Consider the following 15263-nt stretch of genomic DNA (forward strand, 5'->3'; position numbering starts at 1 on the left):
GGCTCAGGCCTTCCCGGCAGCCGCCCCATCCCGCCATTCCACCACCAGATCCGCCCGCGCCCGGTCGCCGTCGATCAGTCGTGCATTAGGCTCATCGGTGCTTTCCACCCAGGCTTCGGCGTCCGCACGGCTGCGGCCAAAGTGCATGTGGCGGGCGACCAGCCGTTCGCGACGCTCTTCAGGATCGACACGCACATACCAGCACTCGTCGAACACCTCGGCGACATCGCTCCAGGGCGCCTGGGTCAAGAGCAGGTAGTTGCCCTCGCTGATCACCAGCTGGGTCTCGGCGTGGACCGGAATGGCATTGGCGATGGGCTCTTCGATCTCGCGATTGAACAGCGGCGCATAGACGGTCTCGCCGGCCACCGGCGCCTTCAGCCGCTGCAGCAGGGCGCGATAGCCGCGGGCGTCGAAGGTGTCCGGCGCGCCCTTGCGCTGGGCGCGGCCCAGACGCGCCAGCTCGCGATTGGCCAGGTGATAGCCGTCCATGGGCACCACCACGGCGCGCTCGCCGAGCGCTGCGGCCAAGAGTTCAGCGACGGTCGACTTGCCCGCGCCGGGAGTACCGGCGATACCCAGCAGGCGACGTCCACCCTGGGCCAGCAGCGCCTCGGCGCGGGCCAGGAGTTCAGCGGGGAGTTGCAGGCCCTCGACCGGACGCTGACTGCTCATGCCGGCACCCCCGGCAGCGCAAGGATGGAAATGGCAGGCAGGCACAGGAGAGCGGTCATGGCGGAGGTTCCGGCAGTGGGGATCGCGGCACGCTAGCACCCAGCGGAGCTGGTCGTCGACTCGGCGCCGGCATGGTCGGAAAGCCATCACAGTCTGCAGCCCGGCGAGCCGATACCGGCTGCTCCCCCTCGGCATCCACCCGGCGCTCTCGTACACTCCGCCTCCTATCGGCCGCGCGCCGCCGTGAGCCTCATACAAAAGGATTTGGTCACCATGAAGAAACCGCTACTTACCACCCTCGCCGGTGTGGCCCTGGTCGCCGTCGGCACAGCCGTGGGTGGCGCCTGGTACACCGGCACTCGGCTGGAAGGCGAATTGCGCCAGGCCGCGAGCCAGGCCCAGCTGGCTCTGCAGGCGCAACTCCCCGAGTACCCCTTGCAGCTCCAGCTGGTCGAGTTGCAGCGGGGTATCTTCAGCAGCACCGCCACCTTCAGTCTGAGCGTACAGGCCGAGGATCGGCCGCCCGTAGAGGTGCTGCGGGTGCTCGACAACATCCAGCATGGCCCCCTCCCCCTGACCCGCCTTAAGTCCCTGCAGTTGGCGCCGGTCATGGCGGTCAACCGCTTCACCCTGGCGCGCACGCCGGTCACGGCCGATCTCTTCACCCTGGCCAAGGGCGCCGAACCTGTACAGCTCGACGCCACCCTGGGCTACGACCGCGCGGTGGATGGCGGTCTCGCCCTGGCCGCCCTGCACGTGGACCAGCCCCAGGGCGCGGTGGCCTTCTCCGGCCTGACTGCCACCTTCAATACCGACATGGAAGCCAGTCGGCTGCGCCTGGACAGCACCGTCGGGCAATTCAGCCTTAATGTGCGCACGCCGGATGGCTGGGCCAAGCTGGAGACCGAAGGCTTCGGCCTGACCGGCGACAACCGTCGCAATGCCGATGGCTTCTGGCTTGGTCCAGGGCAGCTGCGTCTCGGCCGCCTGCTGTTGGCCATGCCCGGTAAGCCCGCAGTCGAGCTGCGGGATCTGCAGATTCAGGGCGACACCCGGCAACAGGGCCAGCAACTGGCAGGTACGCTCAACGCGAGCCTCAGTCAGCTTAATATCGCCGGCCAGACCCTGGGCAAGGCGACCCTGAGCAGTCACTACAGCAATCTCGACAGCCCGGCCCTGGCTCAGCTCAATGCCCTGCTGCAGCACCTGCAGCTGGATACCGAGCAAGGTCTCGACCCCACCACCCAGGCTACCCTGCAGCAGCATCTCGGCGATGTGCTCGCCGCGCGTCCCCAGCTGGTGGTGGATGATCTGCGTCTCGACACCCCAGGCGGCAGCAACCACCTGCGCCTGGACCTGACCCTGGCCAAGCCGGCGACCTACGATCTGCCGCCCGAGCAACTCGCGGCCCAGATGCTGGCCGGTCTCGATGCGCGCCTGTCGGTCGCGCGGGGCAGCCTGGTGGATGGCGTGCTGTTCCAGGCGGGCGCCCAGCGCACCCAGCCGGCCATGCAGCAGCAGGCTCAGGCCACCGCCGAAGCGCTGGCCGGCATCGGCCTGAACAGCGGCCTGCTCAAGGCTGAAGGCGAGGATCTGGTGGCTACCCTGAATTACAGCGCTGGGCGGCTGCTGCTCAACGGCCAGGAAGTCCCGCCAGAACAGCTGCTGGCCTTGTTGGAGCGCCCGCAACCCGCGGCACCCGCCAAACCCCAGGGTAAGGCGCCGAAGCGCTAGCGGATGCTTGGGCTGTTGGGCTTCGGCGATAGAGCCGCCTCAATTCAACCTACGTCACCAATCTCGTAGGTTGAATTGAGCAACGCGAAGCCCAACGCTTTAACCGCCTTACTTGAGCTCTAACCCGCCACTGGCCTTGTTCAGCTCACGCAGGTGCTTGCCGAGTAGGTCCAGGTTGGCTTCGGTCAGGTCCAGGCCATCGCGGGCCTCCGGCGAGAGCAGTTGGCGGACCTCGTTGTTGAGGGTGTCCCGGAGGCTGCGCAGGTGCGCTTGGCGCTTCTGGCTCTCGGCGGTCAACTGTTCCCACTCGCCCGGTTGCGGCAGGCCATAGCCGTCGGTGCCGAGCAGCTCGGCCGGACGGCTCAGGTAGCCGCTGTCCTTGAGGATCTGCTCCAGGGCGCCACCGGCCTTGCCGAAACGCGCCTTGTCCACCGCGTCCTGGCCCAGGTAGCGATCCTTGAGCTCGGTCTGCGCCTGCAGCAGCGCCCGGCGATAGGCCGCCTGCTCCAAGAGCAGCAAGGCGGCGCTGGCGCGCAGGTCGGCGCGCTGGAACTGCTCGCGACGCTGCTGCGGAGTCAGTGCCAGCCAGGCCTCGACATCCGCCTGGGGCAGCTTCAGGCGCTCTCGGGCCACCTTGAACATCGCCTGGAAGCGCTCGCGGAAGCTGTCGAAGCGATAGCCCAGCCGCAGCGCCTCACGTGGATCGTCTAGCACCGAGGTGTCCACCAGGTCCTTGAACCTCAGCGCATCCATCAACCCAGTGGGGGTGATGACATCGAGCTGGGCATCGGCCAGGCGCGGCACCCCGTCGTGCAGCAGCTTGAAGGTCTCCACCGCGCAGTTGTTGGTCACGAAGTAGTACTGGCCGTCATAGCTCCAGTGCACCTGGGCGGTTCGCTCGAGGAAGTCGGCGATCTCCGGACGGGTCAGCTTGAGCGGCACGGATTGCAGGCCGCGCAGCTCCACCTTGGTGTACTCGTCCACCACCTGGGCCAGGGGCAGCACGAACAGCCGCGACGGATAGGAGCCGGTCAGGCCGCGCCAGCTGGAGAGCTGGACGTCGTTGACGAAGGCGCGGAACGACAGCACTAGGTGGTATTGCAGATCCAGTCGGCAATCCGGGCCACGCGGCCGGCCGGGCGCGCAGACCACCAGGCGCAGCATGCTGTGCCCCCAGCGGCTCATGACCTTCTCGTTGCCCTCGGCCAGCAGGTAGTCCACCGCATAGACCCGCTCCGGATCGAGCCAGCCCAGGGGCGCCTCGCCGAAGTCGTTGCCGGCGTTGAGATAGGGATAGCGCCCCGGACAGGCATCGTGCTCGGGCGACCAGCCGAAGTGCTCGGCGAAGTAGCGCTGCAGCGCCGGCCGCCGGCAGGCATAGCTGGGGTCGAGCAGGAAGTACTCCATGTTCACCGCCACGAATTCCTTCGGGTTGGTGACTTCATAGAGATCGGGACTGCGGGCGATGAAGAGATTCTTGGACTCGCGATTGCCGTGCTTGCGGGTCTTCACCTGCCAGCCTGCCAGGTCCAGCAGCCGTGGATCGTCGGACAGGGTATAGCTGCGCCCGGCCTGGCCCTGGCATTTCACCGGCAGCTGGTCGGAGGTCAGCCCCAGGCCGCCGCAGGAGAGGATCAGCTGGCGCTGCGCGGGCGTCCAGACGCGCTCGCGGTCATAGAAGTGGGTCAGCTCGTGCAGCACCGTGGCCAGCAGCTCGCGGTGCTGGGTGCCATGGGGCCGGCCGGTCTGGATGCGGGTGTCGCTGCCGTCGACCAGGCTGGGCAGCAGGCGGCGATTGAGCAGCAGATTGCGCCGATCCGCTTCGCCATAGGCCTCTTCCAGCAGCTCGCTGCTCCAGCGCACCGGGATGCGCTCGTCCAGCGCCGCCTTGAATCTGGGTGGCAGCAGGGCCTGGCCTTCATCCAGCAGTTGCTGGGTCGCCTGGATCTGCGCGGGCGTCAGGCCCTGGGTATCGAGTTCGAGGTGCAGGGCGGCCTGGGCCCCACCGAGAGCCAGGCCGGCCGCGAGGCCGGCCAGCCACTGCCGCAGCCGGCCGGCGCGGTTCTTCACAGTGCCAGGATGGCCTGGGCCAGCTGCAGGTCGTTGGCCTGGCGCGCGGCCGGGAACTGGTCGCGCAGGCTGCGGAAGGCTTCTTCCAGCTGGACGCCACGGATGTCGCCGTCGGTGGCGACAAAGCTGGCGGCATCGCCGCGCGCGGCCTGGATCATCTTGGCGTCGCGGATGGAGGTGGTGGTATCGGAGGTGAAGTCGATGCTGCGCTGCAGCGCCCGCACCACGATGTTACTGGTGGCCACCAGGGTCTGGGCCTGAGCCAGGCTCGAAACGCCCAGGGTCAGGGCAGCGGCGATAAGCAGGGAACGGCGCATGGATACTCCAGGGATGTCACGGAATTGAAACGGACTACTGACTCAGAATCGCCTGGGCGAGTTCCCGGTCGGAGGCGTGCAGTGCCGGATCGGCTGCGCGCAGGGCGCGGAGGGTTTCCTCCAGCTGAGCACCGCGCAGGGCGCCGTCGGTGGCGACGAAGGCCGCGGCATCGTCACGCGCCGCCAGGACCAGCTTGTTCTGGAAGGGGCCAGTGGTGAGCTGGCTGGTGCCGTAGATGGTCTTCACCAGACCCTCGGTGGTGGAGTCGAACGCCAGGACCGGCGTGGCGAGACAGAGGCCGAGCAACAGCGCGGCAGAACGACGGATATGCATGGATGACGACCCTCCGGTGGCAGATGGTCGCCAAGGCTAACGCAGCCCCCCGCTCCGGGCTAGCAGCCACGGGGTACGGGGGGTATCGCGGTGTTGCGCGTCAGATGGCGAGAATCGCCTGGGCCAGCTGGTCATCGCTGGCCTGCCGCAGTTCGGGCGCCTGACTGCGCAGGTGGTCCAGCGCCGCTTCCAGGCGTACGCCGCGGATGTCGCCGGCGCTGCCGACGTAGGTGGCCGCATCGTCACGGGCTTCCTGGACCAGCTTGTCGTTCTTGAAGGAGCCGGTGATGGACGAGGTGGTGTCCGAGGTCGCATCGATGGCGTTGACGATGATGTCGGTGGTGACATAGAAGCTCGACGCCGAGGCGGCGGTGGACAGGCAGAACAGCGCCGCGGCGGCGCCCAGGTGCAGGGTTTTCATGGGGGACTCCCGTCTGGATAGGCCTGAGTGAGACTACCGTCAGCCCGAGGAAGTCGCATCCCGGCGCAGATTTTCACTCCCGCCAGAAGGGTTTGTCGCCTTCCCGCCGCTGATCCGCCAGATTCAGACCCAGATCGCCCAGCGCCCGGCCGTCCAGCTGCTGCAATTGCCGCCGGCCCAGGGCACGCAGGCGCCAGCGGACGAGCAGCGCGAACAGGGCGCGGCATCCGCGCCGAGGGGAGACCGAGCGGGCAATGGCACTGTCGGGCGAAAGGCGATCCATGGCGATATCCAGCGAAGCGGCAGAGGAGACTCAGCTTCGCCGCTGACGTGGAACCAGACCACTTACAGCTAAAGAATACTGTATCCGTACAAAATTCCAAATCTCGGATCTGTACCTGTCACTCCTGTCCGAACCACTCTGGCACGGCTCACTGCGCCGGTCGGACGGGATACGGCTGTATCACCTGCCTGCGGCGTATGCCTGATCTGTCCGAGTCGCTACAATCGAGGCTTTCAGCGCCCATCCGCGAGAGGCACCGCCATGAGCTTCAAAGTTTTCGTCGACGGCCAGGAAGGCACCACCGGCCTGCGTCTGCTGGACTACCTGACCGGCCGTTCGGACATCGAACTGCTGCGCATCGACGAGAGCAAGCGCAAGGATCCGGCCGAGCGTGCGCGCTTCCTCAATGCCGCCGACGTGGCCTTCCTCTGCCTGCCCGATGCCGCCTCCCGCGAAGCGGTCAGCCTGGTGACCAATCCCAACACCTGCATCATCGACGCCAGCACCGCCTTCCGCACCGACAGCAGCTGGACCTACGGCCTGCCGGAACTGGCGGCCGGTCAGCGCGAAGCGCTGCGCGCCAGCAAGCGCATCGCCAACCCCGGTTGCCACGCCACCGCCTTCATCCTGCTGGCCCGGCCGCTGGTGGATGCCGGTCTGCTGGCCCCGGACACCCCGCTGTCGGCCTTTTCCCTGACCGGCTACAGCGGTGGCGGCAAGCAGATGATCGCCGCCTACGAAGCCGGCGGCGATGCGCGCCTGCTGAGTCCGCGCCCCTATGCCATGGGCCAGGGCCACAAGCACCTGCCGGAAATGCGCGTGCAGAGCGGTCTGGCCGCCGCGCCGGTGTTCAGCCCCATCGTCGGCCCCTTCCTCAAGGGCCTGGCGGTGACCATTCCGCTGCATGCCAGCCAGCTGCGCCCGGGCACCACCGCTGCCGACCTGCAGGCGGCGCTGGCCCGTCACTATGACGGCGAAGCCTTCATTCGGGTGGCCCCGGTGGCCGCCGAGGAGGAGCTGGACAATGGCTTCTTCGACGTCCAGGCCAGCAACGACACCAACCGCGCCGATCTCTTCGTCTATGGCAATGCCGAGCGGATGACGCTGGTGGCGCGCCTGGACAACCTGGGCAAGGGCGCGGCAGGTGCTGCGGTCCAGTGCATGAACGTGCACCTGGGCGCCGACGAGGGTCTGGGGCTCGCCAGCGGCCGCTAGTCAGGGCGCCGGCTTTCTGCTCGGACGGGGCGAACCTTTTTCCTGGCGCCCCGTCTGAACTGCTGAACGGTTTGGATAGCCGTTCTGCTCCTTTGCTGTTTAGTGTTGGCAGATGCTGGACCCCTGCTTGGCGGTCCAGTCTTGAACTCCGGACTTCTCCCCTCCCCCGATGGAAGTCCGGAGTTTTTTTATGCCTCGGCGACGGGCTCGTCGAGGCCCAGCCAGCGGGCCAGCACACGCTGCGCGTCTTCCACGCCCTGACGCTTGGGCGCCGAGAACAGCTGGATGCTGGCGGTATCGCCCCAGCCCTGGCGTACGTCGCGCTGCACCTTGAGCAGGGCATTCTTCTGGGCGCCGAAGGCCAGCTTGTCGGCCTTGGTCAGCAGGATGTGCAGCGGCATGGAGCTGGCCTGGGCCCAGTCCAGCATCAGGCGGTCGAATTCGGTCAGCGGATGGCGGATGTCCATCATCAGCACCACGCCGCTGAGCGAATTGCGGCTGCTCAGATAGGCCTCCAGGTGCTCCTGCCAGTGCTGCTTGAGCGGAATCGGCACCTTGGCGTAGCCATAGCCGGGCAGGTCCACCAGGCGCCGCTCGTCGTCGAGGCTGAAGAAGTTGAGCAGCTGGGTCCGCCCCGGCGTCTTGGAGGTACGCGCCAGATTGGCGTGGGTCAGGGTGTTGAGCGCACTGGACTTGCCGGCGTTGGAGCGACCGGCGAAGGCCACTTCCAGGCCGCTGTCGAGCGGGCACTGATCGACCTTGGCGGCGCTGATGAGAAAGGACGCCTGCTGGCACAGACCGACGATGGGATTCTTGAAGCTGGACATGGGGGTACTCGCGAGCGCGCGGCAAAGCCAGCAGTATATCGGATGCGCCGGGCGAGAGCCGTGCCCCCGGCAACCTGAACGAAGCCTGAACATGGCCGGCCTCGGGCGCGCCGGCGACTAGGCGCGGCGATGCACCCGGCTACAATGCCCGCAATCCGTCATGCCCGGTTGGTGGGCGTGCCTTCTTCCAGGAGTAGTCCCATGCGCAACCTGCTTTTCTCCGCCGTGTTCGCCGCCGCCAGTCTGTTCGGCGCGGCCGCCCATGCCGACGACATCCAGGCCGGCAAGCAGTACACCGAACTGAGCAGTCCGGTTCCGGTGTCCGAACCCGGCAAGATCGAAGTAGTTGAGCTGTTCTGGTACGGCTGCCCGCACTGCTATGCCTTCGAGCCCACCCTCAACGCCTGGTCCAAGAAGCTGCCCGATGACGTCGCCTTCAAGCGCGTGCCGGCCATGTTCGGCGGCATCTGGAACGTCCACGGTCAGCTGTTCGTGACCCTGGAAGCCATGGGCGTGGAAGCCAAGGTGCATGACGCCGTCTTCGCCGCCATCCACAAGGAGCACAAGAAGCTGGCCACCCCCGAAGAGATGGCCGATTTCCTCGCCACCCAAGGCGTGGATCGTGACAAGTTCCTCAGCACCTACAACTCCTTCGCCGTGAAGGGTCAGGTGGAAAAGGACAAGAAACTGGCCATGGCCTACCAGATCACCGGCGTGCCGACCATGGTGGTCAACGGCAAGTACCGCTTCGACCTGGGCTCCTCGGGTGGTCCGGACGAGACCCTGAAGGTCGCCGACTTCCTGATCCAGAAAGAACGCGCCGCCAAGTAAGCGTTACCCGCCGCCGCGTCCCGCGGCGGCGGCTCCTCAGCTCGTCCCTCTCAAGCGGCCTCCGGTCGTCCTGCTCAAACTTTCCCCGAAACCGCCGATACCCTAGCCACTATCAAGTCGGCTGGCCGCCCCGTCGTGCCTGCCTGCTGGCCACCCTCAAGCCTTTGGAGCGGGCGGATGGAGCGCGCGGACGTCGAACGCTGGAAAAGCAAATACCTGGAGAGCCTCGAGAATCTCGAACGCCTGGAAAGCCGGTGGGAAAACCGCCTGGACCTGGTGCGTCGTGGCCTCGTGCGCAGCAGCCTGGCCGCCGAAGGCAACGACGCGGCGGTGGACGCCTGCCTGGTCGAACTGCGCGACATCCTCCGCCGTGACGACAGCGACGCCGACCTCGCCAAGCTGATTCCGCGCCTGGAGCGCACTGTGCTCGACTCCGAGCAGCGCCGGGAATTGCGTGCGCGCCAGGTGGCCGAGGCCTTTGCCGAACTCTGCCGGCTCTTGCAGACCCTGGAGTTGCCGCGCGACCAGCGCAAGGCGCTCAAGGGTTTCGCCAAGCGCGCCCAGGCCGCGGCCGACCAACCGGGTGAATTGCCCGCGCTGCTCGGTGAATTCAGCCGTCTGCAGCAACAGGCGCTGAGTCAGCTGCACCCCGAACAGCCCGCCCGCGCCGGTTTCCTGCAGCGCCTGCTGGGCGGTCGAGGCGAGGCGGCGGAAGAGGCGCCGGCGACCGCGTCGAGTCCGCTAGCTACAGACGCTTCGCCGGCGCCAGTAGCCTCGCCAGCGACGGAGGCGCTGGCAACGCCCGAACCGCCGCCGCTGCCGGTCGAAGGTATAGCCGCTGCGCCATCTGAAGCCCCTGTAGAGCCCCTGGCAGTCCAGGCCGATCCGGCCTATGCCCTGCCCCCGGTGCCCGAACCCGGCTACAGCGCCATTGCCCCGCACCTGGAAGCCACCCTGCTGCGGCTGCTCGACGACCTGGCGCTGCCGGACAGCCACAAGCCCCAGGCCGAGCACCTGCGCCAGCGCATCCAGGGCAGTCTGAACTGGTACGAACTGGTGCCGGTGCTCGACGATCTGTCGGTGCTGGTGCTGGCGCTCAACCATTCCGGGCAGAGCGAATTCCAGCTCTACCTGCGCCGCCTCAACGAGCGCCTCGCCGCCTTCCAGACCGGTTTGCAGGACGTCCATGTCGGGCGCCAGGACGGCCAGACCCAGGAGCGCGCCTTTGGCGACGCCCTGCGTGGCCAGGTCAATGAATTGCAGAACGAGGTGCAGGAGGCGACCGACCTGGACAGCCTCAAGCTGTCGCTCGACAGCCGCCTGGAAGGCCTGCTGACCAGCCTGGCCGACCAGCAGAGCCAGCGCGAGACCCGCGAGCAGGAAGCCAGCGAAAGACTCAGCGCTCTCACCGAGCGCGTCGCCGGCATGGAGCGCGAGGCCCAGCAGTATCGCGGCCATCTGGAAGAACAGCGGCAGAAAGCCCTCTGCGACCCCCTCACCGGGTTGCCCAATCGCGCCGCCTGGAGCGAGCGCCTGGAGCTGGAGGTGGCCCGCTGGCAGCGCCACGGCGGCGACCTGCTGCTGGCGGTGCTCGACGTCGATCTGTTCAAGCGCATCAACGATGGCTACGGCCACCTGGCCGGTGACAAGGTGCTCAAGATCATCGCCAGCGAATTGCAGCGTCGCCTGCGCAAGACCGACTTCATCGCCCGCTTCGGCGGCGAGGAATTCGTCATGCTACTGGGTGCCACGCCGGTCGCCGGCGGGGTCACCCTGATCGAGCAGCTGCGTGCCGCGGTCGCCGCCTGCCCCTTCCATTTCAAGGGCGAACGGGTGGTGATCACCCTGTCCGCTGGTCTCGCGGCCTTTGCGCCGGGCGAGGATGCCGATACCGTATTCGAGCGTGCCGACCAGGCGCTCTACCGCGCCAAGCGCGCCGGACGCGATCGCCTGGACGTGGCCTGACCCCTTCCACGTTCGCGAGGTAATCGTGCGAAAGCCCTTCAAGCTCCTCCCCTGGCTGCTCTGCGGCCTGCTCCTGGCCGGCTGTTCCAGCGGTCCGCGCATCAATGACGACTACACCGCCCGCGATCAGGACAGTCGGGTGCAGTACATCGTGCTGCACTACACTGCGGCCGATTCCAAGCAGTCGCTCAAGCTGCTGACCCAGGCCGGCGTCAGCGCCCACTACCTGATCGATACCGACGGCACCATCTATCGCCTGGTGGACGAGAATCGCCGCGCCTGGCATGCCGGCGTGAGCGAATGGGAAGGCCGCACCTGGCTCAATTCCACCTCCATCGGCATCGAGATGGTCAACCTGGGCTTTCGCGACACCCCGGCCGGACGCCAGTGGTATCCCTTCAGCGAAGCCCAGATCAAGGCGCTGATCCCGCTGCTCAAGGACATCGAACAACGCCACGGCCTGGATCGCCGCGCCATCGTTGGCCACAGCGACATCGCCCCGGGGCGCAAGCAGGATCCGGGTCCGCTGTTTCCCTGGGCGCGCCTGGCCGCCGCGGGCCTGATCAACTGGCCGGATCCGGCGGTGGTCGCCCAGCGCCAGGCCAGCCTGGGGGGCGTGCTGCCACCCCCGGCCTGGTTCCAGGATCAGCTGGCACGGATCGGCTATACGGTGCCCCGCACTGGCGTGCTCGATGCGGCCACCCGCGATGTGATCGGCGCTTTCCAGATGAAGTACCGGCCGGGCCGCTTCGACGGCCAGCCGGATCTGCAGACGGCGGCGCTGCTGCTCAGCCTGCCCAGCGGTCGCTAGGCGGCCGCAGGCGGCTTACAGCCGCACGCTGGCAAAGGTGGATTCGCCCTGGGCCTGGCTCAGGGCCGCCAGCGCGGACGAGGCCGGCATCAGCGACAATTCCTGGGACAGCGGCATTAGCGCAATGGGCTGCTGGATGGTCGGACCCTGGCGCTCGTCACGCGGCGGGATGCCGAAGTATTCGCGGTAGCACTTGGAAAAGTGCGGAGTGGAGACGAAGCCGCACACCGAGGCCACCTCGATGATCGACAGGGTGGTCTGCTTGAGCAGCTGCCGGGCGCGGATCAGCCGCAGCTTGAGGTAGTAGCGCGACGGCGAGCAGTGCAGGTACTTCTGGAACAGCCGCTCCAGCTGGCGTCGGGACACGTCCACGTAGACCGCCAGTTCGTCGAGGTCGATGGGTTCTTCGAGGTTGGCTTCCATCAGCGCCACGATTTCCTGCAGCTTGGGCTGGTTGGTGCCCAGCATGTGCTTGAGAGGGACGCGCTGGTGATCCTGCTCGTTGCGGATGCGCTCGTAGATGAACATTTCCGAGATCGCCGCCGACAGCTCGCGGCCATGCTCGCGACCGATCAGGTGCAGCATCATGTCCATCGGCGCGGTGCCGCCCGAGGCGGTGCAGCGATTGCGGTCGATGGTGAACAGGCGGGTGCTGAGCACCACGCGCGGATAGGCTTCCTGCAGGGCCGCCAGGGTTTCCCAGTGCACGCTGCAGTCGTAGCCGTCGAGCAGGCCGGCCCGGGCCAGGGCCCAGCTGCCGGTACAGACCGCGCCCAGCTTGCGGCCCTGGCGCGCTTGGCTCTGCAGCCAGGTGCAATGTTCGCGCGACACGCTACGCTGGATGCCCACGCCGCCGCAGACGATCACCATGTCCATCACCGGGGCGGCGCTCACGGCGCTGTCCGGGGTGATCTGCAGGCCATCGCTCGCCCGCACCGGTCGGCCGTCCAGGCTCAGGGTGCACCAGCGATAGAGTTCCCGTCCCGACAGCTGGTTGGCCATGCGCAGCGGCTCCACCACCGACGCCAGGGAAATGAGTGTGAAGTTGTCCAGCAGCAGAAAGCCGATGGACTGGATCGCACGGGCCTGTGGCGAGGTGGGAATGGGCGACATGGTTTGAATCTCCTTCACGCAGGCTGGGGCCCTTGGCTGGGCTCTAATGAGGTGCGGCGGACAACGTTGGGCGAAAGATGTGTCGCGGACGCATAAGTCATGTCGCAATTCCCATGCCGAAACTGGGTGAACCCCTGTCCAGGCAAGCTGTCTGGCACGAACAACCCATTCAGCAGCGCTCAATGACGTTGATTAGCTAGGGTTTTTATTTGCGACCTTTCTGATCCGAGACCGACCCTTTGCCGATGGCACTTCGCCAGATAAACGCCATCGGTAACACCGGGACGTAACCGACGCGCGCCAAAATGTGGCATGGCGACTCAACGGGCACGGTTGTAGGTCAGGCCCTACGACCGTCCGTCGCCCTTCTGGCCACTTATGGCGAAAAGCCACCAGGCCCCGGGTCAGACGGACCGGTACGTGCAGCGGCCAGCGGCCCTTCCCCTCGCGACCCCTAGAGTTCAGGATGAAAATCTCCCCAGCGCTGTGGTTGTCCGGTCTGTTGCTGAGCGCTGCCGTACAGGCAGGCGAAGCCGAGAATTGTCAGCAAGTACGCCTGGCCGATGTCGGCTGGTCGGATCTCAATATCACCAACGCCACGGCCCGCTATCTGCTCAGAGCCCTCGGCTACGAGACCGAGGTGCTGCGCCTGTCCCTGCCGCAGACCTACGACGCCCTGGCCGCGGGCGAAGCCGATGTCTTTCTCGGCAACTGGATGCCGGCGCAGGCCAAGCTCAGTCAGCCGCGGGTTGATGCGGGTGCGGTCGAACGCCTGCACGCCAACCTGGAAGGGGCCCGCTACACCCTGGCGGTCCCCCAGTACGTCTATGACGCCGGGGTGAAGAACTTCGCCGATATCGCCCGCTTCGCCGAGCGCTTCGATCACACCCTCTACGGCATCGAGCCCGGCAACGACGGCAATGCCCTAGTGAAGAAGATGATCGCCAGCAACGCCTTCGGCCTGGGCGACTTCAAGCTCGATGAATCCAGCGAGCAGGGCATGCTCACCCAGGTGCGGATGAAGGAACTGCTGGACCACCAGTGGATCGTCTTTCTCGGCTGGGAACCCCATCCGATGAACGTCCGGCACAAGCTGGCCTACCTCGACGGTGGCGACGAGTATTTCGGGCCGAACCAGGGCGGGGCGACGGTCTACACGGTGGTGCGCAAGGGCTACGCCCAGCAGTGCCCCAACGTGGCCCGGCTGCTGGGCAACCTGGTGTTTTCCCTGGACATGGAAAACCAGCTGATGGATCGGGTGCTCAATGAAAAGGACAATCCGCGTCGCGCCGTGCGCAACTGGCTCAAGCGCAATCCCGAACGTCTCGACGCCTGGCTCAAGGGCGTCGCCACCCGCAGCGGCGCGCCGGGCAACGTGGCGGTGAAGGCCAGTCTGGCCAACTGATCCAGGGCCGCTTCGGCCGACGCCAGCGCCTCTGGCCAGCGTTCCGCCACGGCGAGGGACGCTGCTGCCCGCCGCTCTCGCTCTGCCGCAACGCTCCGGGCGCGGACGTGCCCTGGGGCTCACGCTGGATACGACATCTCCGCTTCTGGTTACGACGCCGCGTACACTGGTAGCGACGCAGGCGGTAGGCGAGCCTGGGGGGATGGGTTACAGATAAATACACGTGGGGCGCACCGAAAGGTACCCCGCCAAACGCAAGGAGATGTGTCCATGAAAGGTTGTTCCCGTTGGCTCTTGAGTGCCGCCCTGCTGGCGCCACTCGCTGTTCAGGCGGCTGAACCGGCTTCCTGTGCCAAGGTGCGCTTTGCCGATGTCGGCTGGACCGACATCACCGTGACCACGGCCGTGACCAGCGAGGTGCTGCACGCCCTCGGCTACCAGACCACGACCAACATGATCTCCGTACCGGTCACCTACAAGTCTTTGCAGAACAAGGACATCGACGTCTTCCTCGGCAACTGGATGCCGAGCATGGCGGCGGACATCAAACCCTATGCCGACAACGGCAGCGTCGAGACCGTGCGCGCCAACCTGGAGGGCGCCAAGTACACCCTGGCCGTGCCCCAGTACGTCTACGACGCCGGAGTGAAGAGCTTCGCCGACATCGCCAAGAACGCCGACAAGTTCGACGGCAAGATCTATGGCATCGAGCCGGGCAACGACGGCAATCGCCTGATCCAGGGCATGATCGACAAGAACACCTTCGACCTGGGCAAGTTCAAGCTGGTGGAATCCAGCGAGGCGGGGATGCTGTCGCAGATCCAGCGCGCCGAGCGCCGCCAGCAGTGGGTGGTCTTCCTCGGCTGGGAACCCCATCCGATGAACACCCGCTTCAAGATGGCCTATCTCGAAGGCGGCGACGACGTCTTCGGTCCCAACTTCGGCGGCGCCACTATCTACACCAACGTCCGCAAGGGCTACGTCCAGGAATGCCCCAACGTGGGCAAGCTGCTGACCAACCTGTCCTTTACCCTGGACATGGAAAACCAGCTGATGGACAAGGTCCTCAACGAAAAACAAGCCGCGAGCGCCGCCGCCAAGGCCTGGCTCAAGGCCCATCCGCAGGTGCTCGACCAATGGCTGGCCGGCGTGACCACCCGCGATGGCAAGCCTGCGCTGGAAGCGGCCAAGGCCACCCTGGCCCCCTGATAGAACAATAACATTCGACTGTCCCGCGCCAGTTCGGGCGGGTACTGCCACAG

15 protein-coding genes are annotated in these 15263 nt (G+C 66.6%); 7 read left to right on the forward strand and 8 right to left on the reverse strand.

Features of this window, described 5'->3' with window-relative positions:
- Positions 1 to 3: 3 nt before the first annotated feature.
- Positions 4 to 675, reverse strand: coding sequence for a nucleoside/nucleotide kinase family protein (locus tag PVZ77_RS01745; protein ID WP_042134825.1), 672 nt, complete (start codon positions 673 to 675; stop codon positions 4 to 6).
- Between the two features lie 273 nt (positions 676 to 948).
- On the opposite strand from PVZ77_RS01745, the gene PVZ77_RS01750 reads away from it, so the two are divergent.
- The gene (locus PVZ77_RS01750; protein ID WP_042134826.1) at positions 949 to 2409 is read left to right on the forward strand and encodes a YdgA family protein; all 1461 of its coding nucleotides are present in this window, start codon (positions 949 to 951) and stop codon (positions 2407 to 2409) included.
- Positions 2410 to 2517: 108 nt separating this feature from the next.
- Here PVZ77_RS01750 and PVZ77_RS01755 read toward each other — a convergent pair whose 3' ends face one another.
- From PVZ77_RS01755 to PVZ77_RS01775, 5 genes are all read right to left on the reverse strand, one after another.
- Positions 2518 to 4479, reverse strand: a complete 1962-nt coding sequence (locus tag PVZ77_RS01755) for a DUF7844 domain-containing protein (protein WP_042134828.1) — start codon at positions 4477 to 4479, stop codon at positions 2518 to 2520.
- Positions 4476 to 4796, reverse strand: a complete 321-nt coding sequence (locus PVZ77_RS01760; protein WP_007160025.1) for a DUF2388 domain-containing protein — start codon at positions 4794 to 4796, stop codon at positions 4476 to 4478. Before PVZ77_RS01760 ends, PVZ77_RS01755 begins: the two co-directional genes overlap by 4 nt.
- A gap of 34 nt (positions 4797 to 4830) precedes the next feature.
- On the reverse strand, positions 4831 to 5130 hold the full coding sequence (locus PVZ77_RS01765) for a DUF2388 domain-containing protein (protein WP_037006567.1): 300 nt from the start codon (positions 5128 to 5130) through the stop codon (positions 4831 to 4833).
- A gap of 100 nt (positions 5131 to 5230) precedes the next feature.
- On the reverse strand, positions 5231 to 5551 hold the full coding sequence (locus PVZ77_RS01770) for a DUF2388 domain-containing protein (protein ID WP_007160027.1): 321 nt from the start codon (positions 5549 to 5551) through the stop codon (positions 5231 to 5233).
- 73 nt (positions 5552 to 5624) lie between these two features.
- Positions 5625 to 5834: a DUF1127 domain-containing protein gene (locus PVZ77_RS01775; protein WP_042134830.1), complete on the reverse strand. Its 210-nt coding sequence runs from the start codon at positions 5832 to 5834 to the stop codon at positions 5625 to 5627.
- Between the two features lie 261 nt (positions 5835 to 6095).
- Between PVZ77_RS01775 and argC the strand changes: the two genes are divergently transcribed.
- Complete coding sequence (argC, locus tag PVZ77_RS01780) at positions 6096 to 7049, forward strand: N-acetyl-gamma-glutamyl-phosphate reductase (protein ID WP_042134831.1); 954 nt, start codon at positions 6096 to 6098, stop codon at positions 7047 to 7049.
- A gap of 188 nt (positions 7050 to 7237) precedes the next feature.
- Here the strand turns inward: argC and yihA are convergent, their stop codons facing one another.
- Complete coding sequence (yihA, locus tag PVZ77_RS01785; RefSeq protein WP_027598614.1) at positions 7238 to 7876, reverse strand: ribosome biogenesis GTP-binding protein YihA/YsxC; 639 nt, start codon at positions 7874 to 7876, stop codon at positions 7238 to 7240.
- A 201-nt stretch (positions 7877 to 8077) separates the two neighbouring features.
- Here yihA and PVZ77_RS01790 point away from each other — a divergent pair, with 201 nt between their 5' ends.
- From PVZ77_RS01790 to PVZ77_RS01800, 3 genes are all read left to right on the forward strand, one after another.
- Positions 8078 to 8707 carry a thiol:disulfide interchange protein DsbA/DsbL gene (locus PVZ77_RS01790; RefSeq protein ID WP_027598615.1) on the forward strand — a complete coding sequence of 210 codons (630 nt, stop codon included), beginning with the start codon at positions 8078 to 8080 and terminating at the stop codon, positions 8705 to 8707.
- Positions 8708 to 8884: 177 nt separating this feature from the next.
- A complete protein-coding gene (locus tag PVZ77_RS01795; RefSeq protein WP_042134835.1) occupies positions 8885 to 10672 on the forward strand; it encodes a diguanylate cyclase in 1788 nt (595 codons plus the stop codon).
- A gap of 25 nt (positions 10673 to 10697) precedes the next feature.
- A complete protein-coding gene (locus PVZ77_RS01800) occupies positions 10698 to 11483 on the forward strand; it encodes an N-acetylmuramoyl-L-alanine amidase (RefSeq protein WP_042134837.1) in 786 nt (261 codons plus the stop codon).
- A 15-nt stretch (positions 11484 to 11498) separates the two neighbouring features.
- On the opposite strand, the gene PVZ77_RS01805 is transcribed toward PVZ77_RS01800, so the two are convergent.
- A complete protein-coding gene (locus tag PVZ77_RS01805) occupies positions 11499 to 12596 on the reverse strand; it encodes a GlxA family transcriptional regulator (protein WP_443218019.1) in 1098 nt (365 codons plus the stop codon).
- Positions 12597 to 13062: 466 nt separating this feature from the next.
- Here PVZ77_RS01805 and choX point away from each other — a divergent pair, with 466 nt between their 5' ends.
- Together choX and PVZ77_RS01815 are read left to right on the forward strand one after the other, a co-directional pair.
- Positions 13063 to 14001: a choline ABC transporter substrate-binding protein gene (choX, locus tag PVZ77_RS01810; RefSeq protein ID WP_273805578.1), complete on the forward strand. Its 939-nt coding sequence runs from the start codon at positions 13063 to 13065 to the stop codon at positions 13999 to 14001.
- Between the two features lie 270 nt (positions 14002 to 14271).
- A complete protein-coding gene (locus PVZ77_RS01815; protein ID WP_027598620.1) occupies positions 14272 to 15210 on the forward strand; it encodes a choline ABC transporter substrate-binding protein in 939 nt (312 codons plus the stop codon).
- Positions 15211 to 15263 lie beyond the last annotated feature (53 nt).

This window comes from Pseudomonas sp. SHLD1, assembly GCF_028640935.1.
GTDB lineage: Bacteria > Pseudomonadota > Gammaproteobacteria > Pseudomonadales > Pseudomonadaceae > Chryseomonas > Chryseomonas aestiva.

Coding starts and splice junctions, on each gene's coding strand:
- PVZ77_RS01815 (WP_027598620.1), top strand. CDS start 14,272: ATGAAAGGTTGTTCCCGTTGGCTCTTGAGTGCCGCCCTGCTGGCGCCA.
- choX (WP_273805578.1), top strand. CDS start 13,063: ATGAAAATCTCCCCAGCGCTGTGGTTGTCCGGTCTGTTGCTGAGCGCT.
- PVZ77_RS01765 (WP_037006567.1), bottom strand. CDS start 5,130: ATGCATATCCGTCGTTCTGCCGCGCTGTTGCTCGGCCTCTGTCTCGCC.
- argC (WP_042134831.1), top strand. CDS start 6,096: ATGAGCTTCAAAGTTTTCGTCGACGGCCAGGAAGGCACCACCGGCCTG.
- PVZ77_RS01770 (WP_007160027.1), bottom strand. CDS start 5,551: ATGAAAACCCTGCACCTGGGCGCCGCCGCGGCGCTGTTCTGCCTGTCC.
- PVZ77_RS01775 (WP_042134830.1), bottom strand. CDS start 5,834: ATGGATCGCCTTTCGCCCGACAGTGCCATTGCCCGCTCGGTCTCCCCT.
- yihA (WP_027598614.1), bottom strand. CDS start 7,876: ATGTCCAGCTTCAAGAATCCCATCGTCGGTCTGTGCCAGCAGGCGTCC.
- PVZ77_RS01745 (WP_042134825.1), bottom strand. CDS start 675: ATGAGCAGTCAGCGTCCGGTCGAGGGCCTGCAACTCCCCGCTGAACTC.
- PVZ77_RS01790 (WP_027598615.1), top strand. CDS start 8,078: ATGCGCAACCTGCTTTTCTCCGCCGTGTTCGCCGCCGCCAGTCTGTTC.
- PVZ77_RS01760 (WP_007160025.1), bottom strand. CDS start 4,796: ATGCGCCGTTCCCTGCTTATCGCCGCTGCCCTGACCCTGGGCGTTTCG.
- PVZ77_RS01795 (WP_042134835.1), top strand. CDS start 8,885: ATGGAGCGCGCGGACGTCGAACGCTGGAAAAGCAAATACCTGGAGAGC.
- PVZ77_RS01750 (WP_042134826.1), top strand. CDS start 949: ATGAAGAAACCGCTACTTACCACCCTCGCCGGTGTGGCCCTGGTCGCC.
- PVZ77_RS01805 (WP_443218019.1), bottom strand. CDS start 12,596: ATGTCGCCCATTCCCACCTCGCCACAGGCCCGTGCGATCCAGTCCATC.